The organism is Pseudomonas sp. IT-232MI5 (assembly GCF_949767845.1).
Lineage (GTDB): Bacteria > Pseudomonadota > Gammaproteobacteria > Pseudomonadales > Pseudomonadaceae > Aquipseudomonas.
In genome coordinates, this window is sequence record NZ_CATKQE010000058.1 from 127,235 (window position 1) to 142,328 (window position 15,094).

General features: G+C 59.5%; 15 protein-coding genes. 13 read left to right on the forward strand and 2 right to left on the reverse strand.

Features of this window, described 5'->3' with window-relative positions; genetic code table 11:
• The first annotated feature begins 6 nt into the window (after nt 1–6).
• From ACM6JQ_RS23910 to ACM6JQ_RS23925, 4 genes are all read left to right on the forward strand, one after another.
• Nucleotides 7–627 (forward strand): 2-dehydro-3-deoxy-6-phosphogalactonate aldolase, encoded by a 621-nt coding sequence (locus ACM6JQ_RS23910; protein ID WP_414894768.1) that lies wholly within the window; start codon nt 7–9, stop codon nt 625–627.
• A gap of 47 nt (nt 628–674) precedes the next feature.
• Nucleotides 675–1,823, forward strand: coding sequence for a galactonate dehydratase (gene dgoD / locus ACM6JQ_RS23915; RefSeq protein WP_007908327.1), 1,149 nt, complete (start codon nt 675–677; stop codon nt 1,821–1,823).
• A gap of 174 nt (nt 1,824–1,997) precedes the next feature.
• Nucleotides 1,998–3,308 (forward strand): MFS transporter, encoded by a 1,311-nt coding sequence (locus ACM6JQ_RS23920; RefSeq protein ID WP_414894769.1) that lies wholly within the window; start codon nt 1,998–2,000, stop codon nt 3,306–3,308.
• A 61-nt stretch (nt 3,309–3,369) separates the two neighbouring features.
• Nucleotides 3,370–4,173: an IclR family transcriptional regulator gene (locus tag ACM6JQ_RS23925; protein ID WP_034155326.1), complete on the forward strand. Its 804-nt coding sequence runs from the start codon at nt 3,370–3,372 to the stop codon at nt 4,171–4,173.
• Here ACM6JQ_RS23925 and ACM6JQ_RS23930 read toward each other — a convergent pair.
• Nucleotides 4,170–5,222: an NAD(P)-dependent alcohol dehydrogenase gene (locus ACM6JQ_RS23930; protein ID WP_414894770.1), complete on the reverse strand. Its 1,053-nt coding sequence runs from the start codon at nt 5,220–5,222 to the stop codon at nt 4,170–4,172. The two genes, ACM6JQ_RS23925 and ACM6JQ_RS23930, sit on opposite strands and share 4 nt — an antisense overlap.
• Nucleotides 5,223–5,415: 193 nt before the next feature.
• Here ACM6JQ_RS23930 and ACM6JQ_RS23935 point away from each other — a divergent pair, with 193 nt between their 5' ends.
• Nucleotides 5,416–6,306: an AraC family transcriptional regulator gene (locus tag ACM6JQ_RS23935; protein WP_016985999.1), complete on the forward strand. Its 891-nt coding sequence runs from the start codon at nt 5,416–5,418 to the stop codon at nt 6,304–6,306.
• Between the two features lie 183 nt (nt 6,307–6,489).
• Here ACM6JQ_RS23935 and ACM6JQ_RS23940 read toward each other — a convergent pair whose 3' ends face one another.
• Nucleotides 6,490–8,154 carry an electron transfer flavoprotein-ubiquinone oxidoreductase gene (locus tag ACM6JQ_RS23940; RefSeq protein ID WP_007908336.1) on the reverse strand — a complete coding sequence of 555 codons (1,665 nt, stop codon included), beginning with the start codon at nt 8,152–8,154 and terminating at the stop codon, nt 6,490–6,492.
• A gap of 551 nt (nt 8,155–8,705) precedes the next feature.
• On the opposite strand from ACM6JQ_RS23940, the gene ACM6JQ_RS23945 reads away from it, so the two are divergent.
• The 8 genes from ACM6JQ_RS23945 to ACM6JQ_RS23980 all read left to right on the forward strand — a co-directional run bounded on the left by ACM6JQ_RS23945 (nt 8,706) and on the right by ACM6JQ_RS23980 (nt 15,086).
• The gene (locus tag ACM6JQ_RS23945) at nt 8,706–9,455 is read left to right on the forward strand and encodes an electron transfer flavoprotein subunit beta/FixA family protein (RefSeq protein ID WP_007908338.1); all 750 of its coding nucleotides are present in this window, start codon (nt 8,706–8,708) and stop codon (nt 9,453–9,455) included.
• Nucleotides 9,456–10,385, forward strand: a complete 930-nt coding sequence (locus tag ACM6JQ_RS23950) for an electron transfer flavoprotein subunit alpha/FixB family protein (RefSeq protein WP_007908340.1) — start codon at nt 9,456–9,458, stop codon at nt 10,383–10,385.
• Between the two features lie 80 nt (nt 10,386–10,465).
• Entirely contained in the window at nt 10,466–11,299 is an 834-nt protein-coding gene (locus tag ACM6JQ_RS23955; RefSeq protein ID WP_414894771.1) for a substrate-binding periplasmic protein, read from the forward strand.
• A 9-nt stretch (nt 11,300–11,308) separates the two neighbouring features.
• Nucleotides 11,309–11,665 (forward strand): DUF4398 domain-containing protein, encoded by a 357-nt coding sequence (locus ACM6JQ_RS23960; RefSeq protein ID WP_176472319.1) that lies wholly within the window; start codon nt 11,309–11,311, stop codon nt 11,663–11,665.
• Nucleotides 11,662–12,474 carry an OmpA family protein gene (locus tag ACM6JQ_RS23965; protein WP_414894772.1) on the forward strand — a complete coding sequence of 271 codons (813 nt, stop codon included), beginning with the start codon at nt 11,662–11,664 and terminating at the stop codon, nt 12,472–12,474. Before ACM6JQ_RS23960 ends, ACM6JQ_RS23965 begins: the two co-directional genes overlap by 4 nt.
• 202 nt (nt 12,475–12,676) lie before the next feature.
• Nucleotides 12,677–14,116 (forward strand): PLP-dependent aminotransferase family protein, encoded by a 1,440-nt coding sequence (locus ACM6JQ_RS23970; RefSeq protein ID WP_007908347.1) that lies wholly within the window; start codon nt 12,677–12,679, stop codon nt 14,114–14,116.
• A gap of 78 nt (nt 14,117–14,194) precedes the next feature.
• Entirely contained in the window at nt 14,195–14,665 is a 471-nt protein-coding gene (locus ACM6JQ_RS23975) for a translation initiation factor 2 (protein ID WP_414894773.1), read from the forward strand.
• Nucleotides 14,666–14,831: 166 nt separating this feature from the next.
• Complete coding sequence (locus ACM6JQ_RS23980) at nt 14,832–15,086, forward strand: YkgJ family cysteine cluster protein (RefSeq protein WP_007908349.1); 255 nt, start codon at nt 14,832–14,834, stop codon at nt 15,084–15,086.
• Nucleotides 15,087–15,094 lie beyond the last annotated feature (8 nt).

Consider the following 15,094-nt stretch of genomic DNA (forward strand, 5'->3'; position numbering starts at 1 on the left):
CCTGACATGCTCAAGCAAGCATTGGCGCAAAACGGTCTGATCGCGATTCTGCGTGGCCTGCACCCGCAGGAAGCTGCCGCTGTCGGAGAAGTCCTGTATGCGGCCGGATTTCGCGTCATCGAAGTACCGCTCAATTCCCCGTCGCCGTACGAAAGTATCCGCATCCTGCGCACGACCTTGCCCGCCGATTGCCTGATTGGTGCCGGCACAGTGTTGACCCCGGAACAGGTCGAGTTGGTGAAAGAGGCCGGCGGGCAAGTGATCGTCATGCCGCACAGCGACGCCAAAGTGTTGCGCGCGGCGAAAGCGGCGGGGCTGTTCCTGTCGCCGGGCGTTGCCACACCGACCGAAGCGTTCGCGGCGCTGGCGGAGGGCGCGGACATTCTCAAGCTGTTCCCGGCCGAGCAGATGGGCCCGGCGGTCGTCAAAGCCTGGCTTGCGGTGTTGCCGGCGGGGACGGTGCTGGCGCCGGTCGGCGGTATCACGCCGGACAACATGCAGGCGTTTATCGACGCTGGCGTGAAGGGTTTCGGTCTCGGCTCCGGTCTGTTCAAACCGGGCATGACGCCTGAGCAAGTAGCGGTGAATGCCAAGGCCTACGTGGCCGCGTGGAAGGCCCTTCGCTAAGACTTTTTTGGCGCTGCGTGCGCTACATCTATAAGAGAGACAAAAAGATGAAAATCACCAAACTCACCACCTTCATCGTCCCGCCGCGCTGGTGCTTTCTCAAGGTCGAAACCGATGAGGGCGTGACCGGTTGGGGCGAGCCTGTGGTCGAAGGCCGCGCCCACACCGTTGCGGCTGCCGTCGAAGAGTTGTCCGACTACCTGATCGGCAAAGACCCACGCAACATCGAAGACATCTGGACCGTGCTGTATCGCGGCGGTTTCTACCGTGGCGGCGCCATCCACATGAGCGCACTGGCCGGTATCGATCAGGCGCTGTGGGACATCAAGGGCAAGGCCCTCGGGGTGTCGGTGAGTGATCTGCTCGGTGGTCAGGTGCGCGACAAGATTCGTGTGTATTCGTGGATTGGCGGCGATCGTCCGGCCGACACCGCGCGTGCGGCGAAAGAGGCGGTGAGCCGTGGTTTTACTGCGGTGAAAATGAACGGCACCGAAGAACTGCAATTCCTCGACACCTTCGAAAAAGTCGATCTGGCACTGGCCAACGTCGCTGCGGTGCGTGACGCGGTCGGGCCGAACGTCGGTATCGGCGTCGACTTCCATGGCCGCGTGCACAAGCCGATGGCCAAGGTGCTGATGAAGGAACTCGATCCGTACAAATTGATGTTTATCGAAGAGCCGGTGCTCAGCGAAAACTACGAAGCGTTGAAAGAGCTGGCGCCGCTGACCAGCACGCCGATTGCTCTCGGTGAGCGGCTGTTCTCGCGTTGGGACTTTAAACGCGTGTTGAGCGAAGGCTACGTCGACATCATCCAGCCGGATGCTTCCCACGCCGGTGGTATCACCGAAACCCGCAAGATCGCCAACATGGCTGAAGCCTACGACGTCGCGCTGGCGCTGCATTGCCCGCTGGGGCCGATTGCGCTGGCGGCGTGTTTGCAACTGGACGCGGCTTGTTACAACGCGTTTATCCAAGAGCAGAGCCTGGGCATCCATTACAACGAGAGCAATGACTTGCTCGACTACGTGAAGGATCCGCGGGTGTTCGATTACGACAAAGGTTTTGTGAAGATTCCGAACGGACCGGGCCTGGGTATCGAGATCAACGAGGAATACGTGATCGAGCGCGCGGCGGTCGGCCACCGCTGGCGCAACCCGATCTGGCGTCATGCCGATGGCAGCTTTGCCGAGTGGTGAGTACTGCCTGACACACCCGATGAGATCGTCCCCACGCTCTGCGTGGGAATGCCTCAATGGACGTTCTGCGTCCGCTTTTGGGACGCAGAGCGTCCCGGGCTGCATTCCCACGCAGAGCGTGGGAACGATCAGGCCTCAGGCCGACCTCAATAAACATAAAAAGAGGCTCTCCCCATGCAACCGCAAACCCTCACCGGGCAGGCGTCTTTAGTCACGCCCAGCCGTAAGCGGTTTTTCATCATGGTGTTGCTGTTTATCACCGTGGTCATCAACTACCTCGACCGCAGCAACCTGTCGATTGCCGCGCCAGCGCTGACCAGTGAGCTGGGCATCGATCCGATTCACGTCGGCCTGATCTTCTCTGCGTTCGGCTGGACCTACGCCGCCATGCAGATCCCCGGCGGCTGGCTGGTCGATCGCGTGCCGCCGCGCATTCTTTACAGCGTCGCTTTGTTGTTGTGGTCTGTGGCTACGGTGATGCTCGGTTTCGCAGCGAGTTTCATCGCGTTGTTTGTATTGCGCATGGCGGTCGGTGCGCTGGAAGCGCCGGCGTATCCGATCAACAGCCGCGTGGTCACGACGTGGTTCCCCGAGCGTGAACGCGCCACGGCCATCGGTTTCTACACCTCCGGGCAGTTCGTCGGTCTGGCATTCCTGACCCCGGTGCTGGCCTGGCTGCAACACGAATTCGGCTGGCACATGGTCTTCGTCGCGACCGGCGCGGTGGGCATCATTTGGGCTGTGATCTGGTACGCGGTCTATCGCGAGCCACGGGATTTCAAAGGTGCCAACGAGGCGGAAATCGATCTGATCCGCGAGGGCGGTGGTCTGGTCGATATTCAGCAGAAGACGGCCAAGGTCAAAGCCAAATTCAGCTGGACCGACTTGGGCATCGTGCTGACCAAACGCAAGTTGTGGGGCATCTACCTCGGCCAGTTCTGCCTGAACTCGACGCTGTGGTTTTTCCTGACATGGTTCCCCACCTATCTGGTGAAATATCGCGGCATGGATTTCATCAAGTCCGGCCTGCTGGCGTCGCTGCCGTTTCTCGCCGCGTTTATTGGTGTTTTGTGCTCGGGGTTCTTTTCCGACTTCTTGATCCGTCGCGGCTACACCGTCGGCTTTGCGCGCAAGTTGCCGATCATTGGCGGGTTGCTGATTTCCACCTCGATCATCGGCGCCAATTTTGTTGAATCGACGCCGCTGGTGATTGCCTTTCTGGCGCTGGCGTTTTTCGGCAACGGTCTGGCTTCGATCACCTGGTCGTTGGTGTCAACGTTGGCGCCGGCGCGGCTACTCGGTCTGACCGGCGGGGTGTTCAACTTCATCGGCAACCTGTCGGCAATTGCCACGCCGATCGTCATCGGCTTCCTCGCCAGCGGCGATTCGTTCGCGCCGGCGATCACCTACATCGCGGTTCTCGCCTTGATCGGTGCCTTGTCCTACGTGTTGCTGGTCGGCAAGGTCGAGCGTATCGAGTTGTAGTGGTCTGCGTCGGGCGACCATAATGCCGCCCGTTCCCTCGCTCAACGGTAAAAGGCTGGATATGCAGGAAGACGCTCCGGAAAAAACCAAGGACGCCGCGCCCACCGGCACGCAGACGCTATTGCGCGGCCTCGGTGTGGTGCAAGCGGTGGCCAGTGGCGCCCGCGATCTCAAGGAGATTGCCCGGCTGATCGGCACCACGCGCAGCACCACCCATCGTCTGGCCAGTTGTCTGGTCGATGAGCGCTATCTGCGCGTGGTGCCGCAAGTCGGTTATCTGCTCGGGCCGAAGCTGATCGAGCTGGGTTTTCAGGCCCGCGAAGAGTTGCCGCTGGTGACCTTGGCCGGGCCGTATCTGGACGAGTTGTCGGCGCTGACCGGCGACACCGTGCACTTGGGCATTCGTGAAGGCGACGAGGTGCTGTATCTGCTGAAGAATCCGGGACGCAATGGCCCGGAAATGCGTTCGCGGGTCGGCCATCGCATGCCGCTGGCGCGCACCGGGATTGGCAAGGCATTGATGCTCGATGACTCGCCGAAAGATTGGCAACGTCTGTACGACATCAGTCTGCCCGCAGGTGGGAAAAGTCAGTTCTGGCCGCAGCATCCCCAGCAGTCGTGGGAACAGCTTGAGCAGCGCATGACCGAATACGTTGCCGGTGGCTACGCCTTCGATCTGGAGGACAACGAACCGTCGATCCGCTGCGTGGCGGCGCCGATTCGCGATGCGAGCAAGGGCATTGTCGCGGCGATCAGTATCGCCAGCACCGTGCCGTACATGCCGCTGGAAAAAATGGCCGAGCTGATTCCCCTGATCAAAGGGGTCACAGCCCGGCTGTCGGCAGAGCTAGGCCTGAAGGTTTAAACCTTGAGCGTCGCCATGTCGATCACGAAACGGTACTTCACGTCGCCGGCGATCATGCGCGCGTAAGCCTCGTTGATCTGGCGGATGTCGAGCATTTCGATGTCGCAGGTGATGTTGTGTTCGGCGCAGAAATCCAGCACTTCCTGGGTTTCAGCGACGCCGCCGATCAACGAACCGGCCAATACGCGACGGCTCATCACCAGTTTGCCGGCGTGTACCGGTGGATCAATCGGCTCGATCAGACCGACCAGAATGTGCACGCCGTCGAAGCGCAGGGTGTCGAGGTACGGGTTGAGATCGTGCTGCACCGGAATGGTGTCGAGCAGGAAGTCGAAGTAACCGACAGCCGCTTTCATCTGTTCGGCATCGGTGGAAACGATCACGTGATCGGCACCCTGACGACGACCTTCTTCTGCCTTGCTCGCCGAGCGGGTGAATAGCGTCACCTCAGCGCCCATGGCCTTGGCGAACTTGATGCCCATGTGGCCCAGACCGCCCATGCCGAGAATCCCGACCTTGTCGCCAGCCTTGACGCCGTAGTGCTTGAGCGGCGAGTAGGTGGTGATGCCGGCGCAGAGGATCGGCGCGGCGCTGGCCAATGCGAGTTTTTCCGGGATGCGCACAACGAAGTGTTCGCTGACGACGATGCTGTCCGAATAACCGCCCATGGTGTTGCTGCCATCGACCCGATCCGGGGTGGCGTAGGTCATGGTCGGGCCTTCGAGGCAATATTGCTCAAGGTTCGACTGGCAGGCTTCGCAGGTACGGCAAGAGTCGACCATGCAGCCAACGCCGACCAGATCGCCTACTTTGTGTTGGGTGACATTCGCACCGATCGCGGTGACTTTTCCGACGATCTCGTGGCCCGGCATCAACGGGTAAACGGCGATGCCCCATTCGTTGCGCGCCTGGTGGATGTCGGAGTGGCAGACGCCGCAGTAGAGAATCTCGATCGCTACGTCGTCGGCGCGCGGGCTGCGACGTTCGAACTTCATCGGGGCGAGGGGGGTGGTGGCCGATTGGGCGGCATAGCCGATGGCGGTGTACATGTGAAACCTCGCAAAAGCAGGAACAAGTGAGGCGGCGCATTTTGGGCGTCGACTGACCGGTCGGCCATGACGATTCCTCCGGGTCTCATGCCTAATCCTCCGGCATACCGGTTTGATCGGTCGCATTGGCAAAAGGATCTGCCATGATGTTTTCATCCCCCTGTTTTCGTGATTTTTTGTGAAGAACAATTCGATGCAATTGACCCGTCATCTTGATGCCAATGCGCGCCTGGTTTCGCTGATCGAACCGCTGGCGCTGCGCGACGGTTACTCGCCTACCGGGTTGCCCGGTGTGCAAGTGTTGCGCGCCAGTTGCGATGTCGCCCGTGGCCCGCACATTTACGAGCCGAGCCTGATGATCATCGCCCAAGGCAGCAAGCTGGCGTTTCTCGGGCCGCGCACCATGGAGTACGGCGCCGGGCACTATCTGATTCAGGCACTGCCGGTGCCGTTCGAGTGTGAGACGTTTGCCTTGCCGGATGCGCCGTTGCTCGGGGTGTCGGTGGCGATTGATCGGGTGTTGCTCGGGGAACTGGTGCTGGCCATGGGGCTGGCGCCGGGCCGGCATATCCCGGCGCAGACGCCGGAGTCGATGACCTCGGTGGTGCTCGACGATGACATGCGCGGCTGTGTCGAACGCTTGCTCAGTTGCCTGCACGATCCGCTGGAATGCCAGATTCTCGGGCCGGCGCGGGTGCGCGAGTTGTTGTTCACCGCGTTGCGCGGGCCGCAGGCCGATGTGTTGCGCGCGCTGGTCGAGCAGCAGGGGCAGTTCGCGCGGGTGGCGGCGTCGATCAGCCATCTGCATGCACATTACACCGAGCCACTGAATGTCGAGACCCTGGCCGGTTGCGCGAACATGAGCGTGTCGACCTTTCATGAGCACTTCAAACGCAGCACGTTGTTGTCGCCGGTGCAGTATTTGAAGCGCTTGCGTTTGTTGAAGGCGCAGACGTTGTTGGTCGCCGAAGGGCTGGGTGTGGCGCAGGTGGCGCATCGGGTGGGGTATCAGAGTACGTCGCAGTTCAGCCGTGAGTACAAGCGCTACTTTGAGCGCAGCCCGGGTGATGAGCGCGCTGCCTGAGGATTGACACAATCCCTGTGGGAGCTGGCTTGCCAGCGGTGAGGCCGGCACATTCAACATAGATGTCGCCTGATCCTCCGCCATCGCTGGCAAGCCAGCTCCCACAGGGGGTGATGCGATGCACTAAATTTTGGGCAACAAAAAGGCCCCCAAATCGGGAGCCTTGATGTTCAGCGGGTCGACTTACATGTTCGGATAAGTCGGGCCACCAGCGCCTTCCGGCGTGACCCAGGTGATGTTCTGCGCAGGGTCCTTGATGTCACAGGTCTTGCAGTGCACGCAGTTCTGCGCATTGATCTGGAAGCGCTTCTCGCCGTCTTCCTTGGTGATCACTTCGTACACACCGGCCGGGCAGTAGCGCTGTGCCGGTTCGTCGTACAGCGGCAGGTTCTTGCTGATCGGGATGCTCGGGTCGGTCAGCTTCAAGTGGCAAGGTTGTTCTTCTTCATGGTTGGTACCGGAGATGAACACCGAGCTGAGCTTGTCGAAGCTGAGTTTACCGTCCGGCTTCGGATAATCGATCTTCTTGCAGTCGGCCGCGAGCTTGAGGCAAGCGTAATCCGGCTTGGTGTCGTGCAGGGTGAACGGCAGTTTGCCGCCGAAGATGTTTTGATCGAGCCAGTTGAAACCGCCGCCAACGATGGCGCCGAATTTGTGGATCGCCGGGCCGAAGTTACGGCTGGCGAACAGTTCGTCGTAGAGCCAGCTCTTCTTGAACGCGTCGACGTAAGTGGTCAGCTCTTCAGTGCCGTCCTTTTCCGCGAACAGCGCGTCAGCCACCGATTCAGCGGCGAGCATGCCGGACTTCATCGCAGTGTGGCTACCTTTGATCTTGGCGAAGTTCAGGGTGCCGAGGTCGCAACCGATCAGCGCGCCACCCTTGAAGACCATTTTCGGCAGCGAGTTCAGGCCACCTTTGCAGATCGCGCGGGCGCCGTAGCTGATGCGCTTGCCGCCTTCCAGGTACTGCGCCAGCACCGGGTGATGCTTGAGGCGCTGGAACTCGTCGAACGGCGACAGGTAGGTGTTGCTGTAGGAAAGATCGACGATCAGACCAACCACCACTTGGTTGTTTTCCAGGTGATAGAGGAACGAACCGCCGGTGTTCTCGGTGCCCATGATGTCCAGCGGCCAACCGGCGGTGTGCACCACCAGGCCTGGCTGGTGTTTGGCCGGGTCGATCTCCCAGATTTCTTTCAGGCCGATGCCGTAGTGCTGAGCGTCGGCATCGCTGTCGAGGTTGTAGCGCTTGATCAGCTGCTTGCCGATGTGGCCACGGCAACCTTCGGCGAACAGCGTGTATTTGCCACGCAGTTCCATGCCCGGGGTGTACAGGCCTTCTTTCGGATTGCCTTCGCGGTCGACGCCCAGATCACCGGTGATGATCCCGCGCACCACGCCTTGCTCGTCGATCAGTGCTTCCTGAGCGGCGAAGCCCGGGTAGATTTCTACGCCGAGGTTCTCGGCCTGCTGGGCGAGCCAGCGGCACAGGTTGCCGAGGGAAATAATGTAGTTGCCTTCGTTGTGCATGGTCTTGGGCACAAAGAAGTCAGGAATTTTCTGCGCGCTTTCGGCGTTTTTCAGGACAAAAATATCGTCGCGGGTGACCGGAGTGTTCAGCGGCGCGCCGAGTTCTTTCCAGTCTGGGAACAACTCGTTCAGAGCGCGTGGTTCGAACACGGCACCGGAGAGGATGTGTGCGCCGACTTCGGAGCCTTTTTCGACCACGCAGACGCTGATTTCCTTACCGGCTTCGGCGGCCTTCTGCTTCAGACGGCAGGCGGCGGACAGGCCAGCGGGGCCGGCACCGACGATGACCACGTCGAATTCCATGTATTCGCGTTCCACAGGCTATCTCCTACTCAAGGCTCAACAGTTTTTTTTCTAATTTGGAGGTTTGATGTCGCATCCGCTATTCCTTTACGTTAACGTCAAGGGGAATATTGGAGAACAGACCTTTCTCTCTAGGCGGCGCATTATATCTACACCACTCCGAGCGTCCAATACAAACGTTTGTTTGAATCGGCTCCAGCCCAGAGAAATCAAAGAAGCGCGGCTTATGAATGGTCATTTTGCTGTATTGACCGGAATAGGCGTTCCGGTCAAGATACGGTCGGTTTTGCGCTCGTCGTAGGCAGACTGGCGGTTTCAAGAGCACGTCTAAAGGCAGGGCACAGGTGGTCGAGAGTGCTGCGCAGCGCAGTCTGGCGCGCAGTTTACACAGCGTGAGGATCAATGACTTGTCGGTCACCACTGACGAACGGTCGCACCCCCTTCACATCGTGGAATCACTTCGCACCCCGGTCGGCGTTTTTAGAGGTGCCCTTTTAGCCTGATGAGCATCAACCGCCAGGTTCGCCTAGGCGACTTTCTTTTCACCGGAGAGTAACGAGGAATCCATGAAGGTTCTTGTAGCTGTCAAACGCGTTGTGGATTACAACGTCAAGGTTCGCGTCAAGGCGGACAATTCCGGCGTCGATCTCGCCAACGTCAAGATGTCGATGAACCCGTTCTGCGAAATCGCAGTGGAAGAAGCCGTACGCCTGAAAGAGAAAGGTGTTGCGACTGAAATCGTCGTCGTCTCCATCGGCCCGACCACCGCTCAGGAGCAGCTGCGTACCGCACTGGCTCTGGGTGCCGACCGTGCCATCCTCGTCGAATCCGCTGAAGATCTGACCTCGCTCGCCGTGGCCAAGCTGCTCAAGGCTGTGGTCGACAAGGAACAGCCGCAACTGGTGATCCTTGGCAAACAGGCCATCGACAGCGACAACAACCAGACCGGCCAGATGCTCGCTGCACTGAGCGGCTACGGTCAGGGCACGTTCGCCTCGAAAGTCGAAGTCTCCGGCGACAGCGTTGCCGTGACTCGCGAAATCGACGGCGGCGCGCAGACTGTTTCGCTGAAACTGCCGGCAATCGTCACCACCGACCTGCGTTTGAACGAGCCGCGCTACGCGTCCCTGCCAAACATCATGAAAGCCAAGAAGAAGCCTCTCGAAGTGCTGACTCCGGACGCTTTGGGCGTTTCCACCGCCTCCACCAACAAGACCCTGAAAGTCGAAGCGCCGGCTGCACGCAGCGCAGGTATCAAGGTCAAGTCGGTGGCTGAACTGGTCGAGAAACTGAAAAACGAAGCGAAGGTAATCTAAATGACTATCTTGGTTATTGCTGAACACGACAACAAAGTGCTGGCCCCGGCCACACTGAACACCGTGGCTGCTGCGGCCAAAATCGGCGGCGACATCCACGTTCTGGTTGCCGGCCAAGGCGCTGGCGCCGTGGCTGAAGCCGCTGCGAAAATCGCAGGCGTGAGCAAAGTCCTCAACGCTGATAACGCCGCTTACGCGCATCAGCTGCCGGAAAACGTTGCTCCACTGGTAGCTGAGCTTGGCGCTGGTTACAGCCACATCCTGGCTGCCGCTACCTCCAACGGCAAAAACATCCTGCCGCGCGTTGCTGCGCAGCTCGACGTTGACCAGATCTCCGAGATCATCTCGGTTGAAAGCGCTGATACCTTCAAGCGTCCGATCTACGCCGGTAACGCCATCGCTACCGTGCAGTCCACCGCTGCGATCAAAGTGATTACCGTGCGTGCTACCGGTTTCGATCCGGTAGCTGCTGAAGGTGGTTCGGCTGCTGTTGAAGCCGTTGGCGCTGCACACGACGCGGGCACTTCGAGCTTCGTTGGCGAAGAACTGGCCAAATCCGATCGTCCAGAGCTGACCGCAGCCAAGATCGTCGTTTCCGGCGGCCGCGGCATGCAGAACGGCGACAACTTCAAACACCTGTACGCTCTGGCCGACAAGCTGGGCGCTGCGGTGGGTGCTTCGCGCGCCGCCGTCGACGCAGGTTTCGTACCGAACGACATGCAGGTCGGTCAGACCGGCAAGATCGTTGCGCCACAGCTGTACATCGCCGTCGGTATCTCCGGCGCGATCCAGCACCTGGCCGGTATGAAAGACTCCAAAGTGATCGTTGCGATCAACAAGGACGAAGAAGCGCCGATCTTCCAGGTGGCCGATTACGGTCTGGTGGCGGATCTGTTCGAAGCCGTACCTGAGCTGGAGAAGCTGGTCTAATCCAGCGGCTTCACTTATAAAGAGCCCGACCTTTTGGTCGGGCTTTTTTTTGTCTGGGATTTGAGTGGGAGCTTTTTGCCATGGATCTGCGCTGCGGATTGCATTACTCGGTATTGCTGGGATTGGCTCTGTTGCCGGGTTTGGCCACGGCCGCGGGCAAGTGCGAGCGCCTCGTCGTCACCGGCAGCCCGGATGCGCCGCCGTACCTGTGGCAGGACCCGCAGAATCCCAAGCAGTTGATCGGCGCCAGTGCCGACCTGTTGCAACAAGTCGCCAAAGACCTCGGCATCAAAGTCGAACTGCTCTACGCCGGCAAACGCTCGCAAGCCCTCGATGAAGTTCGCAGCGGGCGCATGGACATGCTGGCCGATGCGCCGCTGACCTTCAATGAACTGGAAAACTTCGACTACATCTATCCACCGCTGCTGGAAAACGACTATCTGGTGTGGACGCGTAAAGGCTCGACACTGGTCTATAGCGAGGCCAAAGACTTGCATGGCCACACCGGTGCGATGTCGGAAAAGTCTCGCATGACCCAGGCATTCGGCGTTTTCGCCGAGCAGAATCTGACCCTGACACGGACAGCCAACCTCACTCAGGCCCTGCAGAAATTGCTCCTCGGTGAAGTGGAATATGTACTCGCCGGCCGCTACTCAGGCATGGCCGCCGCGCAGGCATTGGGCATGACCAATGACCTGCTGGCGTTCGAGCACCCCGTCGACCGCCCGGGGCTGTTTCTTGCGGTTTCGCATAACTCGGCATGTAACGATCCGTGGTTGCGCGGACAGTTGGCCAAAAAGATGACAGAATTGCCCGCGTCCGGACTGACGGAAGCCGCGCTGCAACGCAACATCGAGCGCTGGAAGGCGCAGCAGCAACAGCCGCAACAACCCGTCAGTGCCCCAAAACAGTAGGGATTCTTAGTGAGTATTCGACCTCTTTTCGCGGCGATGGCCGTTCTGGCCCTGGCCGGTTGCGCGACCGATCCGGCACCCGTTGAACAAATGCGCCTGACCGAGCAAGCCATAATCCAGGCCAAGGCTGTTGGCGCCACTGCTGACGAAGTGCCGGAAATGAAACTGGCCGAAACCAAGTACAACCGCGCCAAAGGCAACATGGCGGACGAGTCCTACCGCAACGCGCGCATGCGTTCGGAACAGGCTGAACTGGATGCTCGTCTGGCCGAAGCCAAAGTGTTGACGCAAAAAAGTGAAGAACAGCTGAATGTGCTCAACACCCGCATCGTCCGTCTGCGCAAGCAACTGGGAGATGCCCAATGAGCCTCAAATCCAAAGTCCTCGGCGGTCTGATACTTGCCGGTTGCGCCAGCTTGTACGGCTGCGCCGGTCAACACAGCGAATCCGCACTGCAAGAGGCCAGCGCCGACTTCCAGAAGGTCAAGGAAGATTCCAATGTGCTGCGCATCGCGCCGAAAGACGTGATCCGCGCCGGTGAGTCGCTGGCCCGTGCCGATCGCCTGTCGACCTACTGGGGCAGCGGCTCCGACGTGGTGCATTACGCCTACCTGAGCCAGCGTTACAGCGAAATCGCCCGCGAGCACACCAATCAGGTGCTCAACGAAGAGCGCGCAGCCAAACTGGAGCTAGAGCGTCAGCGCTTGCAACTGGCCCTGCGTGAATCCAAGTTGCTCAGCGTGCAGCAGCAGGGCAAATGGCTGGAAGAACAGATCGTCGCACTGGCCACCACGCAGACCGACCGTGGTCTGGTAATGACCCTCGGTGATGTGCTGTTCGACACCGGTGAAGCGGAGCTGAAAAACTCGGCCAACCGCGTGGTGCTGAAGATCGTCCAGTTCCTGCAATTGAACCCCAAACGCGTGGTGCGTATCGAGGGGTACACCGACAGTACCGGTGGCAAACAGGAAAACCTCAAGTTGTCTCGTGATCGCGCGCAATCGGTCGCGGATGTGTTGATAGATCTGGGCATCGACGACAAGCGCATTCAGGCCGAAGGCTACGGCGACGAATACCCGGTGGACGCCAATGCTTCCGAGCGTGGGCGGGCGCAGAATCGTCGTGTGGAAATTGTCTTCTCCGATGAAAAAGGCCAGCTCGGCGCCGCCCGCTGAGGGCTGCGTCTCTGGAAAGCCCGGACTGTCATGCAGTGCCGGGCTTTTTTACGTCTGTCGAATAGCCCGCAAATCAGTACAGTCGGGGGCAGACACCGCACTGTATGGTCGAGTAATGTGACAACTGTCCCAGTACACTTCTAAACTGTTCCGGTATTGTTTCACACAAGAATAAAATGCCCGTGAAATCGAGTGCTGCGTCATGACCAATCTCTTGCTCTACCAACGTATTGCTCAGCAACTGGCCGAAGATATCCGTCGTGGTGTCTATCAACCGGGGGAGCGCGTGCCTTCGGTGCGCAAGATGAGTTCGCAGCTCAACGTCAGCCATGCGACGGTGTTGCAGGCTTACGCCAATCTCGAAGATCAGGGCTTGATTAGGGCGCGCCCGCAGTCCGGGTATTACGTGCACCAGACACCTGCACTGACGGCGCCGACGCCGGACATCGCCCGGGTCGAACGGCCAGGCTTGGTTACCCGCAGCAGCATCATTCAACAGGTGTTGGTCGAATCACGCCGAGAAGGCGTGTTTCCGCTCGGCGCGGCTGTGCCGAGTGTCGACTACTTGCCGGTGCGCGCACTGCATCAGCAACTGGCCAAGGTCACGCGCTTCCATAGCCCGCGTGCTTTCAGTTACATGTTCAGCCCCGGTTTTGAGCCGCTGCGCCGCCAGGTGGCGATCCGCATGCGCGATGCTGGTGTGGTGGTCGATCCGTCAGAAGTGGTGATCACCCACGGTTGCGTCGATGCCTTGCAGATGTCGTTGCGCGTACTGACCCGCCCGGGTGATCTGATCGCCGCCGAATCGCCGACCTATTACGGATTGCTGCAACTGGCCGATCTGCTCGGCCTGAAAGTCATCGAGATTCCGAGCGATCCCGCGACTGGCATGAGCCTCGAAGCCCTGCAACTGGCGGCCAACCAATGGTCGATCAAAGCGTTGGTGCTGACCACGCGACTGAGCAATCCGCTGGGCGGCACCATGCCCGAAGAGCGGCAGAAACAGTTGCTGCGCCTGGCTTCTGATTTCGATATTCAGATTGTCGAAGATGATATCTATGGCGAACTGATGTTCGAGCAAGGCAAGACCAAAGCGCTCAAGGCGTATGACCGACTGGATCGGGTGATCTACTGCTCGAGTTTCTCCAAAACCTTGTCACCCGGTGTGCGCATCGGCTGGATGATCGCCGGCAAGTATCAGCAGGAAATCCAGCGCTTGCAGACCTTCAGCACCCATTCGGCGTGCAGCGTGACGCAGATGGCGATTGCCGCTTATCTGGAAAACGGCGGTTATGACCGGCATTTACGGTACATCCGCCAGGAATACCGGAAAAACCTCAGCGCCTTCCAGTTGGCGGTGCAGCAGTACTTCCCCGAAGGCACGCAAATGACCCGGCCCACGGGCGGTTTCATCCTCTGGGTGAGCTTGCCGGGGAGGGTCAATACCCAGGAGTTGCACGTTCGCGCGTTGCAGCAGGGTATCAGTATTGCCCCGGGGCTGATCTTCAGTAATACCGAGCAGTTCAACCACTGTATTCGCCTGAACTGCGGGATTCCGTGGAACCGCGAGGCGGAGCGGGCGCTGATGACCTTGGGCATGCTGGCGACGCAACTGTGTCAGGAAACCGCTGGCGGATTCTGAACGAGCGGTGGGTGACGCTTGTCTTGTCGCGTCCAACAAGCGAGCATATGGCCCTCTGCCGTTAGTGTCGTTGGGTCCATGAAAGCGATTTTTCCTGCCGCTTGGGTGTTGCTGGGTTTGCTGATGATCGGTCATGCGCCTGGAGCCGTGGCCGCTGCAGTTCAGGAAAAACCGGCTGCGACGAGTGCCGCTAAAAAAGCCACGTCTGCGCCAAAGGCCGTTCCCGCGAAGAAAGCCCAGCAAAAAGTCATCAAGAAACGCAAGCCGATCACTTCCAAATCGAAGCCTGCCAGCGAAGTGGTGAAAGCCAAGTTGCCGCCGGCAAAACTCGATTTGAGCCTGCCCAAGGACATGGTCCAGGAACTGAAGCCCAAGGGCACGGTTGAATTGCCCAAGCGCGAGCCGATCCTGCCGCAGATGTTTGGCGAGAAAAACAACGGATTCCAGCTCAACGGCCGCTTGCTCAGCAACGAAATGCAGTTGCAACTGCGCAACGAAGAGCGCCGCGAAGTCGAAGGCGCGGCGCTGGATTTCGAATTCAAACAGTAAAACCAACCCATCTGTGACCCGCAGACCAGACGCTTTGTCGGAGACTGGTCAGTCACATTGAGTTATCGCTAAAAACCCCGGTTCAGGCAATTTGAAACAGCCGTTTTAGCGGTTACTCTGTTCCGCGTCTCTTTTACACATCGCCCGTCGCGAGGAATTGTTCGTCATGAAATGCCGTGAAGGCTGTGGCGCTTGCTGCATTGCCCCTTCCATCAGTTCGCCGATTCCCGGCATGCCTGATGGCAAACCCGCCGGCGAACGTTGCGTGCAGCTTTCGGTCGAAAACCTGTGCAGCATTTTCGGCCGCCCGGAGCGTCCGGCAGTCTGTTCGGGCTTTGCTGCGGATGTCGAGGTCTGCGGCAGCAGCTCGGAAGAAGCGATCAGGCTGATCGGCTGGTGGGAGCAAATGACGGCGGCGTGATGTGTCAA